Origin of the sequence: Salinicola tamaricis, from assembly GCF_003006155.1 — a bacterium.
Classification (GTDB): Bacteria; Pseudomonadota; Gammaproteobacteria; order Pseudomonadales; family Halomonadaceae; genus Salinicola; species Salinicola tamaricis.
In genome coordinates this window covers 2,961,953-2,979,393 of record NZ_CP023559.1, presented here as the reverse complement: position 1 = coordinate 2,979,393, position 17,441 = coordinate 2,961,953, and the positions used below count along the sequence as shown (strand labels likewise).

The window sequence follows — 17,441 nt, the reverse complement described above, 5'->3', positions numbered from 1 at the left end:
AAAACGTACACTACGCCCGGTACTCAGCGTCGTCCGCGACCCGTCGCTCGCGTCACGCGCTCCCGATGAAAATGATCTTCCACGATGAAACGGATCTTCCACGTAGTCTTCCGACAATGACTGACGCATCTTACCGTGACGCCATCTTTTCGACACCCCTCGATCGCGTGGCCAGTTTTTCGTTCGACGAGCAGGTCGTGGCGTGCTTTCCCGACATGGTGCGCCGCTCGATTCCCGGCTACGGCCAGATCCTGGGCATGCTCGGCCTGCTCGCCGAGCGCCACCTGCGCCACGGCGCACACGTCTACGACCTGGGCTGCTCGCTGGGCGCAGTGGGGCTTTCACTGGCCGGGCGCCTGGCGCCGGAGGCGTTCGCGCTGACCGGGGTCGACCTGTCACCGGCGATGCTCGCCCGCGCCCGTGCCACCGCCGAGACCGAGGCCCCACGCCATCAGCTGGCATTCGTCGAGGGCGACATTCGTGAGCTCGACTATCGGGCCAGCGGCATGATCGTGCTCAACTTCACGCTGCAGTTCCTGCCGCCGGCGGATCGCGACGCGGTGATCGCGCGACTCTTCGAGGCGCTCGAACCCGGCGGCATCCTGGTGCTGTCTGAGAAAATCGTTGCCCCCGACGAGCAGGAGAACGCCTGGCTGGTGGAGCGCTATCACGACTTCAAGCGCGCCAACGGCTACAGCGACATGGAGATCAGCCAGAAGCGCACCGCGCTGGAGAACGTGCTGGTGCCCGATACCCTGGCGCAGCATCAGGCACGGCTGCAAGCGGCCGGCTTCGGCCGCGTGACGACCTGGTTCCAGTATCTCAACTTCGCCTCGATGGTCGCCTTCAAGGAGCGCGCGGGCGGCGCCAGGGCAGAGACCGCCGACACTAGCGCAGGTGGCGACCCCCATGAGCCAGCCCTCAAACCTGCCAACAGACAGCCGCGACGCCACCACAACGCTGGCCGAGGCCGAGCGCCGTCTCTATCTGGCCTTTCTCGACCAGGGGCTGACCCGCTGGCTGGCCGCCCTGCCCGAGCAGCTCGCCCGCGGGCTCGACCGCCAACGCCACGGCGATCTGCCCGCATGGGAGAAGGCAGTGGCCAAGCTACCCGCACTGCCCGCGGCGCGCCGGGTCGACCTCGACGCCGACACAGTCAGCGTCGAGGTCGATCTCGATGACGCCGATCGCCGCCGCTGCGAGAACCTGCTGCGTATTCTGATGCCGTGGCGCAAGGGGCCCTATCGGCTCGGCGACCTCACCATCGATACCGAGTGGCGTTCGGACTGGAAGTGGCAGCGCGTGGCGCCGCACCTCTCGCCGCTGGCCGGGCGCCGGGTGCTCGACGTCGGCGGTGGCAGCGGCTACCACGCCTGGCGCATGGCCGGCGCCGGGGCCGCCTTCGTGCTGGTGATCGACCCCTCCCCGCGCTTCTACTACCAGTTCCAGGCAGTGCGTCACTTCGTCGGCGACGCCGACGGCCACCGCACCCACTTCCTGCCGGTGGGCATCGAGGACGTACCGTCGCGCCTCGCCGCCTTCGATACGGTGTTCTCGATGGGCGTGCTCTACCACCGTGCCTCGCCGCTGGAACATCTGCTGCAGCTCAAGGATGCTCTCGTCCCCGGCGGCGAACTGGTGCTGGAGACCCTGGTGGTCGAAGGCGACGAACAGACCGTGTTCATGCCCGGCGAGCGCTACGCCAGCATGCCCAACGTCTACTTCCTGCCATCGTCGCGGGCGCTGGCGCACTGGCTCGCGCGCTGCGGCTTCGAGGCGATCCGCTGCGTCGATGAGACCGTCACCAGCCTCGACGAGCAGCGCACCACCGACTGGATGAGGTTCCACTCGCTGGCCGATTTCCTCGATCCGCAGGACCGCAGCCGGACGATCGAAGGCTACCCCGCGCCGCGTAGGGCGACGCTGATCGCACGTAAGCCGCAACGCTGACCTTAGGGCCTTGTATAGATACCGGGGGCACCCAGCCCGCGCAAAGCCCGCCACAGAAGCGCTCCCCAAAAGAGAACGCCCGCGTGTCAGCGGGCGTTCTCGGTCATGGCGACCAGGTGCATTCAGTCAGTCTGGAGAGCCATTGGGATCTACAGCCTAGCGCTCCTCGAGCTTGTCCAGGTCGCGCACCGCGCCGCGGTCGGCCGAGGTCGCCAGCATGGCGTAGGCCTTGAGCGCCGCGGAGACCTTGCGCTCGCGCTGGATCGTCGGCTTCCACGCCTGGACACCGCGATCCTCCATGGCCTGGCGGCGATGCGCCAACTCCTCGGTGGGGAGAGCAGCACCTCGATGGTGCGATTGGGGATGTCGATACGGATGGTGTCGCCGCTCTCGACCAGCCCGATCGCCCCGCCGGCAGCAGCCTCCGGCGAGACATGGCCGATCGAGAGCCCCGAGGTGCCGCCGGAGAAGCGGCCGTCGGTCATCAGCGCGCAGGCCTTGCCGAGCCCTTTCGACTTCAGGTAGGAGGTCGGATAGAGCATCTCCTGCATGCCCGGGCCGCCCTTCGGCCCCTCGTAGGTGATCACCACCACTTCTCCCGCCTTCACCTGACCGGCGAGAATGCGCTCGACCGCCTGGTCCTGGGACTCGACCACATGGGCCGGCCCCTCGAACACCAGGATGGAGTCGTCAACGCCGGCCGTCTTCACCACGCAGCCGTTCTCGGCGATGTTGCCGTAGAGCACGGCCAGGCCGCCCTCGCGCGAGAAGGCGTGCTCCAGGCTGCGGATGCAACCCTCGGCGCGGTCGCCGTCCAGCGACGGCCAGCGCGCCGCCTGCGAGAACGCCTGCTGGGTCGGCACGCCGCCGGGACCGGCCTTGTAGAACTCGACCACTTCCGGGGTCGGGTTGCGCATGATGTCCCACTCGTCGAGCGCGACGGCCAGCGAGTCGCCATAGACGGTGGGCACCGAGGTATCCAGCACTCCGGCGCGGTCGAGCTCACCCAGAATCCCCATGATGCCGCCGGCGCGGTGGCAATCCTCGACATGGTACTTCTGGGTGTTGGGCGCCAGCTTGCACAGCTGCGGCACCTCCCGCGACAGGCGGTCGATGTCGGCCATGGTGAAGTCGACCTCCGCCTCCTGCGCCGCGGCCAGCAGGTGCAGGATGGTGTTGGTCGAGCCGCCCATGGCGATATCCAGCGTCATCGCGTTGCGGAAAGCGGTCTTGGAGCCGATGGCCCGCGGCAGCAGATGCGCCTCGTCGCCCTCGTAGTAGCGCTTGGCCAGCGAGACGATGCGCTCGCCCGCGGTCTCGAACAGTCGACGGCGGTCGGCGTGGGTCGCCAGCATGGTACCGTTGCCGGGCAGCGCCAGGCCCAGCGCCTCGGTCAGGCAGTTCATCGAGTTGGCGGTGAACATACCCGAGCAGCTGCCACAGGTGGGGCAGGCGCTGCGCTCGATCTCGGCGATCTCGTCGTCACTGTACTTGTCGTCGGCGGCGGAGATCATGGCGTCGATCAAGTCGAGGCCATGGTCGAGCAGCTTGGTCTTGCCGGCCTCCATCGGCCCGCCGGAGACGAAGATGGTGGGCACGTTGAGACGCATGGCCGCCATCAGCATGCCAGGGGTGATCTTGTCGCAGTTGGAGATGCACACCAGCGCATCGGCACAGTGGGCATTGACCATGTACTCGACGCTGTCGGCGATGATGTCACGGCTCGGCAGCGAATAGAGCATGCCGTCGTGGCCCATGGCGATACCATCGTCGACCGCGATGGTATTGAACTCCTTGGCCACCCCGCCGGCTTTTTCGATTTCACGCGCCACCAGTTGGCCCATGTCCTTCAGGTGCACGTGGCCAGGAACGAACTGGGTGAATGAGTTGGCGACGGCGATGATCGGCTTGTGAAAGTCGTCGTCCTTCATCCCGGTGGCGCGCCACAGGGCGCGGGCACCGGCCATGTTGCGGCCCTGGGTGGTGGTTCGCGAGCGATACTCGGGCATGCTGTCCTCATCTGTCTGGGGCGGGGCCGGCCTGGCCGGGCCCGGGTCGTGTCAGGGTCTCAGCGGCGGGCTTAGGGCACCCGCGCAGGACGACGCGGCGGCAGGGGTGCGCGTCGAAAGGTGTCGCCCAAATTCAGGGACACGGACCACTCTGGATGTTTGCCTGAGTGATATTGCTGCCGGGTTCCACGCTGCAGGTGAGCCAGACGTTGCCCCCGATGATCGATCCGCGGCCGACGGTGATACGGCCGAGAATCGTGGCGCCAGCGTAGATCACCACGTCGTCTTCGACGATCGGATGGCGCGGCAGGCCCTTCTCCAGATGCCCCTTCTCGTCGGCCGGGAAGCGCTTGGCGCCGAGGGTCACCATCTGATAGAGGCGCACGCGGTCGCCGATGATCGCAGTCTCGCCGATCACCACGCCGGTGCCGTGATCGATGAAGAAGCCTTCACCGATCTGCGCACCGGGGTGAATGTCGATCCCGGTGTCGGAGTGGGCCAGCTCGGTAATGATCCGTGCCACTAGACCGGCGCCGGCGCGATAGAAGTAGTGCGCGATCCGGTGGTAGATCACCGCGTGCACGCCGGGATAGCAGAGCAGTACCTCGTCGACACTGCGCGCGGCGGGGTCACCGTAGTAAGCCGCCATCACATCGCCATCGAGGCGTCGACGCAGCGCCGGCAGGCTGTCGGCGAAGCCCTGCACGATCTGATTGGCGCGCTCGCTGGGGTCGCTGTCGCGCTCACCGTCCAGACGCGCCATGTAGCGCAGCTCCAGGAGTACCTCTTCGTGCAGCGCGTTGAGCGCCCGGTCGAGGGTGTGACCGACGTAGAAGTCCTCGCTCTCCTTGCGCAGATCCGAGGGCCCCAGGCGCATCGGAAAGAGCGCGCCACTGAGGACATCCAGGGTATCGCGCAGGCGATGTCGCGACGGCAGCTCGCGGCAGCCACGCTCTTTCTCGCGACCGTTCTGGGCGCGCCACTGTTCGCGGGTCGCGCGAAGCTGGGTGACGATGCCATCGAGCTGCCAGTTGACGTGTTGCATCAGCGTGTCCTTTGAATCTGCGCGCGGGCCGGAGCGATATCATACGACTCGACGCCGCATTGACCAACCACGGCGAGGGTCGCGCGCCCGGCGTGGCGGCCTCGCCCACCCGCGCAACGCAAAAAAGGCGGCCCCGCTACCGGGGCCGCCATCGTATATGACAGACGTCACGTGGGCGCGTCTCAGCGCTTGAAAAGCTCCCGCACGTCCTTGGCTTCCCAGTGCGGGAAGTGCTTGCGGATCAGCGCGTTGAACTCGACCTCGAAGGCCTGCCAGTCAACCTCGCCGCTCGCCTCGCGACCCGCCGCCGCGCCGCGGATCAGCCCAGCGCCCACGGTGACGTTGCTCAGCCGGTCGATCACCACGAAGCTGCCGGTCCCCGGGCTGCGCCGATAGTCGTCCAGCGGCACGCTGGCGGTCAGCTCCACTCGGCAGCGCCCGATGGCGTTGAGCGCCAGTTGCTCCGCCGGCATCTGCGCCAGGCTGTTGACGTCGATCTGGTAGTCGATCTCGGCCACCCGTCCGGCCACTTCCTGGGTGCCCAGCTTGAAATCGTAGAGCCGGCCGGGTTCGAGGGCGTTCTCGTGCATCCACACGATGTCCGCTTCCAGCGCGCTGGCCTGGGTCACCTCGGCATCCGCCGCCACCAGCCAGTCACCGCGAGATAGGTCGATCTCGTCTTCCAGGGTCACCGTTACCGCCTGCCCCGGATACGCTTCTTCGAGGTCGCCGTCGAAGGTGACGATGCGTGCTACCCGCGAGCGCTTGCCCGAGGGCAGCGCCTTGATCGCCTGGCCGGGGCGCAGGATGCCGGCTTCGAGCGTACCGCAGTAGCCGCGGAAGTCGAGGTGCGGGCGGTTGACGTACTGCACCGGCAGGCGCAGATCGGAGAGGTTGGCGTCGTGGGCGATCTCGACCGTCTCCAGCAGTTCGAGCAGCGGCGGACCGGCGTACCAATCCATCTGCTCGCTGGGGTTGACGACGTTGTCACCCTCCAGCGCCGAGAGCGGCACGAAGCGGATGTCGCGGGCGTCGAGCTTCTCGGCGAAGGCGCGGTACTCGGCGACGATCTCGTCGAAACGCGCTTCGGCGTAGTCGACCAGGTCCATCTTGTTGACCGCGATCACCAGGTGCTGGATACCCAGCAGGTCGGCGATGAAGCTGTGCCGGCGCGTCTGCGTCTGTACCCCGTGGCGGGCGTCGATCAGGATCACCGCGAGGCTGGCAGTGGAGGCCCCGGTGGCCATGTTGCGGGTGTACTGCTCGTGCCCCGGGGTGTCGGCGATGATGAACTTGCGCTTGTCGGTGGAGAAGAAGCGGTAAGCGACATCGATGGTGATGCCCTGCTCGCGCTCCGACTGCAGGCCGTCGACCAGCAGCGCCAGGTCGACCTTGTCACCGGTGGTGCCGCTGGTCTTGGAGTCGCGGGTGATGGCGGCGAGCTGATCCTCGTAGATCATCTTGGAGTCGTGCAGCAGCCGCCCGATCAGGGTCGACTTGCCGTCATCGACGCTGCCGCAGGTAATGAAGCGCAGCAGGTCTTTGTTCTCGTGCTCGTGGAGATACTGCTCGATATTGTCGGCGATGAGCGAAGACTGATGTGACATTTAAAAGTACCCCTCGCGTTTCTTCTTCTCCATCGACCCCGCCTGATCGCGGTCGATGGCCCGGCCCGAGCGCTCGCTGGTGCGGGTCAGCAGCATCTCCTGGATGATCTCGGGCAGCGTCGCCGCCCGCGACTCCACCGCCCCGGTGAGCGGGTAGCAGCCGAGGGTGCGAAAACGCACCCACTTCTCTTCCGGCACTTCACCCGGTGCCAGCGGCAGGCGCTCGTCGTCGACCATCACCTGCATGCCGTCACGCTCGACCACCGGGCGCGGCGCGGCAAAGTAGAGCGGCACGATGGGGATCGATTCGAGGTAGATGTACTGCCAGATATCCAGCTCGGTCCAGTTGGAGAGCGGGAAGACGCGGATCGACTCGCCCTGGTTGACCTTGCCGTTGTAGAGCCGCCACAGCTCCGGGCGCTGGTTCTTGGGGTCCCAGCGGTGGTGCTTGTCACGGAAGGAGTAGACCCGTTCCTTGGCCCGGGACGCTTCTTCATCGCGCCGCGCGCCGCCAAAGGCGGCATCGAAGCCGTACTTGTCCAGCGCCATCTTCAGCGACTGGGTCTTCATGATGTCGGTGTACTTGGCGCTACCGTGATCGAAGGGGTTGATGCCGGCGACGCGCCCCTCCTCGTTGATGTGTTCGATCAGCTCCATGCCCACGCTGGCCGCCATGCGGTCGCGGAACTCGATCATCTCCTTGAACTTCCAGGTGGTGTTGACGTGCATCAGCGGAAACGGCGGCGTCCCCGGATAGAATGCCTTGCGCGCCAGATGCAGCATCACCGAGGAGTCCTTGCCGATCGAGTAGAGCATCACCGGGTTGCGGAACTCGGCCGCGACCTCACGGATGATGTGAATCGACTCCGCCTCGAGCTGCTTGAGGTGGGTTTGACGTTGTGCGCTAACCAATCGATCTGCCATGGGGGAATCTCGCTGTCACGTGCTTCGTGAAGGCACGGCTCGGAATCGTAGAGTCGTCACCCTAGCGAGAGATCGGTAATAACGTCAAAGAATGAAAGCTAATCTCAAAATCTGATTTAGTTATAAAGAAGCGCAGCCGGATGCTGCGCTTCACACCACGAAGGGCGCTGCCGCCGGGCGACGCTACAACTCGACACGCTCGATCCAGGTCGACAGCCGATCGCCTTCGAGGTCGACCACGCGCAGCCCGGGGCGGGCGGCTTCGTCGACACTGAACTCGTGGCTGCCGGGTAGGAACTGATCGGAGGTGGCGGGACATCCATAGACCGCCACCAGCCCCTGCCAGGCAGCAAAGGCCTGGTGAATGTGGCCGCACAGAACCGCCCGCACCTGCGGATAGGGCGCCAGGGTCTGCCAGAAAGCGTCACGATCCTCGAGCCCGATCGCATCCATCCACACCGAACCGATGGCGAGCGGCGGATGATGCATCGCGATCAATGTGGGCCTGTCGTCGTCTTCGAGCTGCGCGGCCAGATGCTGTAGCTGGGTCTGCCCGACCGCCCCGCCCGGCTGCCCGCTGATCCGCGTGTCCAGCAGCAGGATGCGCCAGTGCTCGAGGTCGATCTCGTCCAGCGCCGGCTGCCACTCCGCCATCAGCTCGGGCTGATCGTGATTGCCGGGAATCCAGAACCAGGGGCAACCCAACCGCGCGAAGGCCTCACTGGCCAGACGGTAGGTCGCGGAGGTCTCGTCCTGGGAGACATCACCCGTGACCAACAGCACATCGGGGCGCAGCTGGGCCGCCCGGCGCAATACGGCCTGGAGCTGTCGCAGCGGGAACCCCTTGCGCGAGGTGCCTTGGGGGTCGGCCAGCAGATGGCAATCGGTAATCTGAATCACGCGCATTAGGGGGCTTCCGGGACACCGGCCGCGTGACCATGGGCGAGACCGTGCTGCAGCCACTCCCCCAGAAAGCGGTTGATCTGGAGCTTCTCGTCGGGCTGGTGCATGCGCGGATTGGGATAGCGATAACGCCCCTGGAAGTGGCGCTGACGCTGAAAATCGGTGACCTCGGCCATATTGGCATCGTGATAGAGGTGCACGGTCATGCGTGGCGAGTCGATGAAGCCATCCAGCACGCCGGTCTGCGAAACCCGGGCGATCGTGGTGTAGGGCGCCTGTTCCAGCACTTCGAGCAACAGCGTGCCGAAGCGCGCACGCTCTCCTGCCAGAGGCACTTCGCGCACCTCGCCCGCGGCCATGTCGGCCACCAGCCGGCACAGCCTCACGTAGTTGCTGCTGCACTCCGCCTGCAGTGCCTTGAGATCGGTGACATAGGCGGTCTTGACCATATTTTTCTCCTGCTAGGGCCTGGCGTCGACCGCGATGAAGCCGCTATGACCGTGCTCTCAGCCCTGCGCGCTCGCGCGCCAGCCAGTGAAAACCGATCAACGCCATGGCATTGTCCAAATCACCCGCCATCAGCCGGTCCCAGGCTTCCGGGAACGGCATGACGTGAACCAGAATGTCTTCGTGCTCGACGTCGAGTCCGTGCACGCCGCCTACGCCCGAGCTATCGATCAAACCACAGAACATCGTCACTTGCTCGGTGCAGGCACCTGGACTGGGATAGTACCGGTGTAGCTCGATCAACTCATCAATCTCGCACCCGGCTTCTTCTTTAGCCTCACGGCGTGCCACCTCGGCCGGCGACTCGCCGGCCTCGACCAGCCCCGCCACGGGCTCCAGTTTCCAGGGCGAGCGCGCGTCGTCGAGCGCTCCCGCCCGGATCTGCTCTACCAGCACGACGCGGTCGAGCGCCGGATCGTAGAGTAGTACCCCCACCGCATCGCGGCGAACATGGACCTCGCGGTCCATGGCCTCGCTCCAGCCGCCGTTGAAGAGGCGGTGACGCAGACGGCGCTTCTCCAGCGCAAAGAACCCGTCATAGATCAGCTCGGTTTCCAACCGCTCCACGTCATCGGCGTCGAACCGACCCGGCTCTTGGGGATGCTGCGCCATGCCTGTGCTCCTGTCATCGGTAGCCTCCCTCTATTGAGGCAGATAACCGGGTTTCCAACCACCGCTATCGGCGTGGCCAAGCCACTCGAGGTGATGCTTGCGCGTCAGCCGGGAAGAAAGCGCGCTCGGCCGACGCCAGTACGGCCACGTGCATCAATGGCACCAGCACCTCGCCGACGTTTGTCAGGCTAGAGAAAGCGCCCCACCCAGTTAATAGAAACCTCTATCTCATCTACATGTTTATACAATAACCCTGATCGATTTTATTCAGAAACTACTAATAAGAAGAGGACGAGACTGTTTTTGAAAGAAAAATCCGACCCTTTACAGCCGGTAACACTTATTTACCAATCACACCATTGAAGGGGCCGCACAGACAAACTAAGTGTAATTAGCAGCAACTAATAAGCACGACCTTACGCATTTATAATTCAACCATATAAATCATTATCTCACGCAGGGGTAAGCCACATGACCGTCTCCGCCAGGGTTAGCGCTCGCTCAGAAGATCTGAACCAGGCCCCGTTGATCAACGTCGATAACGGCCACTCTCACTCGAGCAGCCTAGCAACGTGCTGCTAAAGCTCTCTCCTGACCAGATCGGAGAAGTGGTACGCCAAGGCGACGACCTGATCGTAACGCTGTCAGATGGTCAGGTCCCTGCGTATCACCGATTTCTACGGCTACGGCGAAACGGCCACCAGCCAACTTTATCTGCTGGGTGAGGATAACCAGCTCTATCTGGCGGATCTCGGTGTTGCCCAGAGCAATGGTTTACTCGTTGCCGACTATATCCCGCTCGATGACAGTTCGGGCCTTCTCGCGCTCGCCGGCGATACCGCCGGTGGTGGCGGCCTTTCCGCCGCCGGCATCGCGGCCATCGCCGCCGGGGTGGGTGTAGCGGGTGCGGTGGCAGCAGGTAGTGGCGGTGGCGGCGGCGGCGGAGATGCCCCCGACGATGGTGGCAACAATGGCGGTGGTGGCGATGCCCCTGACGATGGTGGCAACGATGGCGGTGAGGGGAATGGCGGCGACACTCTACCGCCGAGCGCCCCGACACTGTCACTGGCCACCGATACCGGCGCAGATACCGATGACGGCATTACCGGGGACCCCACAGTCAACGTTTCGGGCCTTGAAGCCAACGCGACCTGGGAGTATTCCACGGACGGTGGTACGACCTGGACCACAGGAACCGGCACCAGCTTCGAACTGCCGGCGGGAAGCTACGCCGATGGTGCCATTCAGGTACGTCAGACCGATAGCGCTGGCAACACCAGCCCGGTCGGCAATCTAGGCGCCGTTACCATCGATCTCAGCGCGCCCGCGGCGCCGGTCGTCAATCCGACCGACGGCGAGATCGTCACCGGCACGGCCGAAGCCGGCAGCACGGTGACCCTGACCGATGGCGACGGTAATCCCATCGGCTCCACCACCACCGATGCCAACGGCAACTGGTCGTTCCAGCCCGGCACCCCGCTCGCCGACGGCAGTGCGGTCAACGCCGTCGCCACGGATGCCGCCGGCAACGCCAGTGCACCGACCTCGGCCACCGTGGAGGGTGATCTCAACGACACCACCCCGCCGGCCGCGCCGACCCTGACCACCGTCAGCGACGACGTCGCGCCACAGACCGGTGCGCTCGCCAGCGGCGACAGCACCAATGACACCACCCCGCGCTTCACCGGCCGCGCGGAAGCCGGCAGCACAGTGACGGTCTACGCCAATGGCGATGCGATCGGCACGACCAGCACCGATGCCCAGGGCAACTGGAACTTCACGCCGGACGCACTGGCCCAGGGTGATTACGACTTCACCTTTACCGCCACCGATAGCGCCGGCAACGACTCGCCGGCCAGCGCCCCCTTCACCCTGACGGTCGATACACAGCCGCCCGCGGCGCCGGTCGTCGATCCGACCGATGGCGAGATCATCTCCGGCACGGCCGAAGCCGGCAGCACAGTGACCCTGACCGATGGCGATGGTAATCCCATCGGCTCCACCACCACCGATGCCAACGGCAACTGGTCGTTCCAGCCCGGCACCCCGCTCGCCGACGGCAGTGCGGTCAACGCCGTCGCCACGGATGCCGCCGGCAATGCCAGTGCACCGACCTCGGCCACCGTGGAGGGTGATCTCAACGACACCACCCCGCCGGCCGCGCCGACCCTGACCACCGTCAGCGACGACGTCGCGCCACAGACCGGTGCGCTCGCCAGCGGCGACAGCACCAATGACACCACCCCGCGCTTCACCGGCCGCGCGGAAGCCGGCAGCACAGTGACGGTCTACGCCAATGGCGATGCGATCGGCACGACCAGCACCGATGCCCAGGGCAACTGGAACTTCACGCCGGACGCACTGGCCCAGGGTGATTACGACTTCACCTTTACCGCCACCGATAGCGCCGGCAACGACTCGCCGGCCAGCGCCCCCTTCACCCTGACGGTCGATACACAGCCGCCCGCGGCGCCGGTCGTCAATCCGACCGATGGCGAGATCGTCACCGGCACGGCCGAAGCTGGTAGCACGGTGACCCTGACCGATGGCGATGCCAACGAACTCGCCACGGTGAACGTGGACCGCAATGGTAATTGGTCCTACGCACCGGATACGCCACTGGCCGATGGCAGTACCGTCACCGCCGTCGCAACGGATGCCGCCGGCAACGCCAGCGATCCCGGTAGCGCCACCGTCGACTCGGACCTGGTAGATAACCGTCCGCCGGCAGACCCGGTCATCATCACGTCTCTGGATACCGAAGCTCCCATCACCGGCGAAGTCGGAGATGGCGGTACCACCAACGACACCATGCCGCGCTGATTGGCACCGCAGAAGCGACCAACCGCGTACAGCTTTGGGCGGATAGTGGCAGCGGCATGCAAATGTTGGGAGAGACTCAAGCCGATAACTTCGGTAACTGGAGCTTCCGCATCCTTTCGCGGCTGGCCAGCGGCAACACCACTTTCCGGGCACTCTCTTTCGATCCCACGGGACAGACATCCCAGCCCAGCGGCCCCTTCGCCATCAATGTGGACACCACTCCGCCTGACGCGCCCTCTATCGATACCGTGGTCGACGACGTCTCCCCCGCCGGCGACCTGGCCAGTGGTGACATCAGTAATGACAACACACCCGCACTAAGCGGCAGCGCAGAGCCCGGTAGTAGTATCAGCGTGTTCGCCGGCGGCGTGCTGCTGGGCACCACGATGACCGATGCCGAGGGCAACTGGTCGTTTACGCCAGATGCACTGGCTGACGGCAGCTATGACTTCACGGTCACAGCCACTGATGCGGCGGGCAATACATCTCAGGAGAGTGCATCGTTCTCGCTGAACATCGATGCCACGGCCCCAACCGCACCGACGATCTCACTGGCCACTGATACCGGCGCGGATATCGCCGATGGCATCACCAACGATGCCACCGTGACTGTCGACGGCCTCGAAGCCAACGCCACCTGGGAGTACTCCACCGATGGCGGCAACACCTGGAGCGCTGGCACCGGCACCAGCTTCGAGCTGGGTGAAGGGACCTATGCCAACGGGGATGTGCAGGTGCGCCAGACCGATGTCGCCGGTAACACTAGTCCGGTAGATAGTCTGGGCCAGGTCGTCGTGGACCTCAGCGCGCCCACCGCGCCGACGCTCTCGCTGGCCACTGACACCGGCGCGGATATCACCGACGGCATGACTAACGATGCCACCGTGACTGTCGACGGTCTCGAAGCCAACGCCACCTGGGAGTACTCCACCGACGGTGGCACGACCTGGACCACGGGCACCGGCACCAGCTTCGAGCTGGGTGAAGGGTCCTACGCCGACGGTGCCGTGCAGGTCCGCCAGACCGATGTCGCCGGCAACGTCAGCCCGGCCGATGCATTGGGACCAATTACGGTCGACTTGAGCGCACCGACCGCACCGACGCTCTCGCTGGCCACTGACACCGGCGCGGATATCGCCGACGGCATTACCAACGATGCCACCGTGACTGTCGACGGTCTCGAAGCCAACGCCACCTGGGAGTACTCCACCGACGGCGGCACCACCTGGACCACCGGAACCGGCACCAGCTTCGAGCTGGGTGAAGGGACCTACGCCGATGGCGATGTGCAGGTGCGCCAGTCCGACGTCGCCGGCAATGTCAGCCCTGTCGATAGTCTGGGCCCGATAGTCGTGGACCTCAGCGCGCCCACCGCGCCGACGATCTCGCTGGCCATGATACCGGCGCGGATATCGCCGATGGCATTACCAACGATGCCACCGTGACTGTCGACGGCCTGGAAGCCAACGCCACTTGGGAGTATTCCACCGACGGCGGCACCACCTGGACCGCGGGCACCGGCACCAGCTTCGAGCTGGGTGAAGGGGCTTATGCCGATGGCGATGTACAGGTGCGCCAGACCGACGCCGCGGGCAATATCAGTCCGGTCGGCAATCTGGGCTCGGTAGCCGTGGACCTCAGCACACCGGCAGCGCCGACGATCTCTTTGGCCAACGACTCCGGCGCGAATCGCACTGACGGCATCACCAATGACGCCACAGTCAATGTCACTGGCCTCGAAGCCAATGCCACCTGGGAGTACTCCACCGATGGCGGCACCACCTGGACCACCGGAGTCGGCATTAGCTTCGAGCTGAATGAGGCCACCTACGCGGATGGCACTGTGCAGGTGCGCCAGACTGATGTCGCGGGCAATACCAGCCCGGTCGGCAATCTGGGCCCGGTGGGCGTCGACCTTAACGCACCGGCGACGCCCGCGATCTCGTTGGCCAACGATAACGGCTTGGATGTGAACGACGGCGTCACCAATGACGCCACGGTCAATGTCACAGGCCTGGAAGTCGACGCCACTTGGGAGTACTCCACCGATGGCGGTGCCACCTGGACCACCGGCAGTGGCGCCAGCTTCGAACTGGGAGAGCCAGCTACGCCGATGGCGATGTGCAAGTACGCCAGACCGACGTCGCGGGCAATACCAGCCCGGTCGGCAATCTGGGCTCGGTAGCCGTGGACCTCAGCGCACCGGCAGCGCCGACGATCTCTTTGGCCAACGACTCCGGCGCGAATCGCACTGACGGCATCACCAATGACGCCACAGTCAATGTCACTGGCCTCGAACCCGACACCATCTGGGAGTACTCCACCGACGGCGGCACCACCTGGAACATGGGGAGCGGCACCAGCTTCGAGCTGAATGAGGCCACCTACGCCGATGGCGCCGTGCAGGTACGTCAGACTGATCTCGCGGGCAACACCAGCCCGGTCGACAGTCTGGGGCCGATTACCGTCGACCTGAGTGCGCCGACCGCGCCGACGCTCTCGCTAGCCAATGACACCGGCGCGAATATCGCCGATGGCATTACCAATGACGCCACGGTCAATGTCACGGGCCTGGAAGTCGACGCCACTTGGGAGTACTCCACCGATGGCGGCACCACCTGGACCACCGGAACCGGCACCAGTTTCGAGCTGGATGAGGCCACCTATGCCGACGGTGCAGTACAGGTGCGCCAGACCGATGACGCGGGTAACACCAGTCCGGTCGGCAATCTGGGCCCGGTAGTCGTGGACCTTAGCGCGCCCACCGCACCGACGATAGCTCTCCAGACTGATAGCGGTCTCGATGCCAACGACGGCATCACCAGCGATGCCACGGTCAATATCGCTGACCTCGAACCCGACACCATCTGGGAGTACTCCACCGACGGTGGTACCACCTGGACCACCGGAACTGGCACCAGCTTCGAATTGGCTGAAGGGAGCTATGCCGACGGTGATGTGCAGGTACGTCAGACTGATCTCGCGGCAACACCAGCCCGGTCGATAGCCTGGGTCCGATCACCGTAGATCTGAGTGCGCCGACCGCACCGACGATCTCGCTGGCCAACGATACCGGCGCGGATATCACCGATGGCATTACCAATGACGCCACCGTGACTGTCGACGGTCTCGAAGCCAACGCCACCTGGGAATACTCCACCGACGGTGGTTCGATCTGGACCGCAGGAACCGGCACCAGTTTCGAGCTGGATGAGGCCACCTATGCCGACGGTGATGGTGCAGGTACGCAGACCGATGTCGCGGTAACACCAGTCCGGTCGGCAATCTGGGCCCGGTGACCGTGGACCTCAGCGCACCTGTCGCACCAACGATCTCGCTGGCCAGCGATACGGTGCGGATATCGCCGACGACATTACCAATGACGCCACGGTCAATGTCGACGGCCTGGAAGCCAACGCCACCTGGGAGTACTCCACCGACGGTGGTACGACCTGGACCACTGGCACCGGCACCAGCTTCGAGCTAGGTGAAGGACCTATGCCGATGGGGATGTGCAGGTGCGCCAGAGCGATGTCGCGGGCAACACCAGCCTGGTTGGCAACTTGGGCCCGGTAGTCGTGGACCTCAGCGCGCCCACCGCACCGACGCTCTCGCTGGCCAACGACACCGGCGCGGATATCACCGACGGCATCACCAACGATGCCACCGTGACTGTCGACGGTCTGGACCAACGCCACCTGGGAGTACTCCACCGACGGCGGCACCACATGGACCACCGGAACCGGCACCAGCTTCGAGCTGGCTGAAGGCACCTATGCCGATGGGGATGTGCAGGTGCGCCAGAGCGATGTCGCGGGCAATATCAGCCCGGTCGATAGTCTGGGGCCGATCACGGTCGACTTGAGCGCGCCCACCGCACCAACGATCTCACTGGCCACTGACACCGGCGCGGATATCGCCGATGGCATCACCAATGATGCCTCCGTGACTGTCGATGGCTTGGAAGCCAACGCCACCTGGGAGTACTCCACCGACGGCGGCACCACCTGGTCCAGTGGTACCGGCACCAGTTTCGAGCTGGGTGAAGCGACCTACGCCGACGGTGATGTGCAGGTGCGTCAGACCGATGTCGCCGGCAATAGCAGCGTGGGTAATCTCGGCCCCGTCACCGTCGATCTCACACCGCCTCTCGCACCAACCATCGATCCGACCAACGGGCAGATCATCACCGGCTCTGCCGAGCCCAATAGCACAATCACGTTGCGCGATGGCGATGATGCGTTCATTGGAGAGGTCACTGCCAATGCCAACGGTAACTGGTCATTCCAGCCAGCGACTCCCCTCACCGATGCGACGCAGGTGCAGGCGACGGCGACAGATGTGGCAGGCAATGCCGGCGGTGCCGACTCTCGAAATGTGGATGTCAATCTCGACGATACGACGCCACCGCCTACACCCATGATCGACTTCGCGGTCGACGACGTGGACCCTGTCGGAAATCTCGCCAATGGTGACAACACCAACGACACGACGCCCACCTTGAGAGGGAGCGCGGAAGCTAGCAGCACCGTCACGATTTTCTTGGACGGAACTCAGCTAGACACGGTAATCGCTGATGACGCCGGCAACTGGAGCTACACACCGGCAGCGCTTGGCGAAGGCAGCTATGACTTCACGATCACCGCGACCACCCGCGGGCAACACGTCAGCGGAGAGCGCACCATTCTCGCTGAGCGTCGATCTCAGCGCTCCCGACGCCCCGACGATCTCTCTGGCCAACGATACCGGCGCGGATATCGCCGATGGCATCACCAGCGATGCCACGGTCAATGTCAATGATCTGGAAGCCAACGCCACCTGGGAGTACTCCACCGACGGCGGCACCACCTGGACCATGGGCACCGGCGCCAGCTTCGAGCTGGCTGAAGGCACCTATGCCGATGGGGAGTGCAGGTTCGCCAGACCGATATCGCGGGCAATCAGCCCTGTTGATAGTCTGGGGCCAGTAGTCGTAGACCTCAGCGCCCCGACTGCACCAACGATCTCACTGGCCAACGATACCGGCGCGGATATCACCGACGGCATCACCAATGATGCCAC

14 protein-coding genes and 3 pseudogenes are annotated in these 17,441 nt (G+C 64.8%); 10 read left to right on the top strand and 7 right to left on the bottom strand.

Annotated elements, in window-relative coordinates:
- Positions 1-116 precede the first annotated feature (116 nt).
- Positions 117-854: pseudogene (gene cmoA, locus CN538_RS13735) on the top strand (carboxy-S-adenosyl-L-methionine synthase CmoA); the annotation flags it as partial.
- Positions 855-909: 55 nt separating this feature from the next.
- The gene (gene cmoB / locus CN538_RS13730; RefSeq protein WP_106419803.1) at positions 910-1,950 is read left to right on the top strand and encodes a tRNA 5-methoxyuridine(34)/uridine 5-oxyacetic acid(34) synthase CmoB; all 1,041 of its coding nucleotides are present in this window, start codon (positions 910-912) and stop codon (positions 1,948-1,950) included.
- 156 nt (positions 1,951-2,106) lie between these two features.
- Here the strand turns inward: cmoB and ilvD are convergent.
- The 7 genes and pseudogenes from ilvD to CN538_RS13695 all read right to left on the bottom strand — a co-directional run bounded on the left by ilvD (position 2,107) and on the right by CN538_RS13695 (position 9,557).
- Positions 2,107-3,959 (bottom strand): annotated as a pseudogene (gene ilvD, locus CN538_RS13725) (dihydroxy-acid dehydratase).
- 133 nt (positions 3,960-4,092) lie between these two features.
- Positions 4,093-5,004: a serine O-acetyltransferase EpsC gene (gene epsC / locus CN538_RS13720; RefSeq protein WP_106419802.1), complete on the bottom strand. Its 912-nt coding sequence runs from the start codon at positions 5,002-5,004 to the stop codon at positions 4,093-4,095.
- Between the two features lie 182 nt (positions 5,005-5,186).
- On the bottom strand, positions 5,187-6,611 hold the full coding sequence (gene cysN, locus CN538_RS13715) for a sulfate adenylyltransferase subunit CysN (protein ID WP_106419801.1): 1,425 nt from the start codon (positions 6,609-6,611) through the stop codon (positions 5,187-5,189).
- A complete protein-coding gene (gene cysD, locus CN538_RS13710; RefSeq protein ID WP_207233507.1) occupies positions 6,612-7,535 on the bottom strand; it encodes a sulfate adenylyltransferase subunit CysD in 924 nt (307 codons plus the stop codon).
- Between the two features lie 183 nt (positions 7,536-7,718).
- Entirely contained in the window at positions 7,719-8,441 is a 723-nt protein-coding gene (locus CN538_RS13705; RefSeq protein WP_106419800.1) for a phosphodiesterase, read from the bottom strand.
- Positions 8,441-8,887 (bottom strand): DUF1249 domain-containing protein, encoded by a 447-nt coding sequence (locus CN538_RS13700; protein ID WP_106419799.1) that lies wholly within the window; start codon positions 8,885-8,887, stop codon positions 8,441-8,443. Before CN538_RS13700 ends, CN538_RS13705 begins: the two co-directional genes overlap by 1 nt.
- Positions 8,888-8,930: 43 nt before the next feature.
- The gene (locus tag CN538_RS13695) at positions 8,931-9,557 is read right to left on the bottom strand and encodes an NUDIX domain-containing protein (RefSeq protein WP_106419798.1); all 627 of its coding nucleotides are present in this window, start codon (positions 9,555-9,557) and stop codon (positions 8,931-8,933) included.
- A gap of 572 nt (positions 9,558-10,129) precedes the next feature.
- On the opposite strand from CN538_RS13695, the pseudogene CN538_RS26390 reads away from it, so the two are divergent.
- From CN538_RS26390 to CN538_RS13660, 8 genes and pseudogenes are all read left to right on the top strand, one after another.
- Positions 10,130-10,177, top strand: a pseudogene (locus CN538_RS26390) (hypothetical protein); the annotation flags it as partial.
- 28 nt (positions 10,178-10,205) lie between these two features.
- Positions 10,206-12,380, top strand: a complete 2,175-nt coding sequence (locus CN538_RS13690; protein WP_106419797.1) for an Ig-like domain-containing protein — start codon at positions 10,206-10,208, stop codon at positions 12,378-12,380.
- 56 nt (positions 12,381-12,436) lie between these two features.
- A complete protein-coding gene (locus CN538_RS13685; protein WP_106419796.1) occupies positions 12,437-13,825 on the top strand; it encodes an Ig-like domain-containing protein in 1,389 nt (462 codons plus the stop codon).
- Positions 13,822-14,565, top strand: a complete 744-nt coding sequence (locus CN538_RS13680; RefSeq protein WP_106419795.1) for an Ig-like domain-containing protein — start codon at positions 13,822-13,824, stop codon at positions 14,563-14,565. Before CN538_RS13685 ends, CN538_RS13680 begins: the two co-directional genes overlap by 4 nt.
- The gene (locus tag CN538_RS13675; protein ID WP_106419794.1) at positions 14,502-15,407 is read left to right on the top strand and encodes an Ig-like domain-containing protein; all 906 of its coding nucleotides are present in this window, start codon (positions 14,502-14,504) and stop codon (positions 15,405-15,407) included. The genes CN538_RS13680 and CN538_RS13675 overlap by 64 nt, the downstream gene beginning before the upstream one ends.
- A gap of 86 nt (positions 15,408-15,493) precedes the next feature.
- Positions 15,494-15,679 (top strand): hypothetical protein, encoded by a 186-nt coding sequence (locus CN538_RS13670; RefSeq protein ID WP_106419793.1) that lies wholly within the window; start codon positions 15,494-15,496, stop codon positions 15,677-15,679.
- A 219-nt stretch (positions 15,680-15,898) separates the two neighbouring features.
- Positions 15,899-16,147 carry a hypothetical protein gene (locus tag CN538_RS13665; RefSeq protein WP_129591377.1) on the top strand — a complete coding sequence of 83 codons (249 nt, stop codon included), beginning with the start codon at positions 15,899-15,901 and terminating at the stop codon, positions 16,145-16,147.
- A gap of 28 nt (positions 16,148-16,175) precedes the next feature.
- On the top strand, positions 16,176-17,180 hold the full coding sequence (locus CN538_RS13660; protein ID WP_129591376.1) for an Ig-like domain-containing protein: 1,005 nt from the start codon (positions 16,176-16,178) through the stop codon (positions 17,178-17,180).
- The last annotated feature ends 261 nt before the right edge of the window (positions 17,181-17,441 follow it).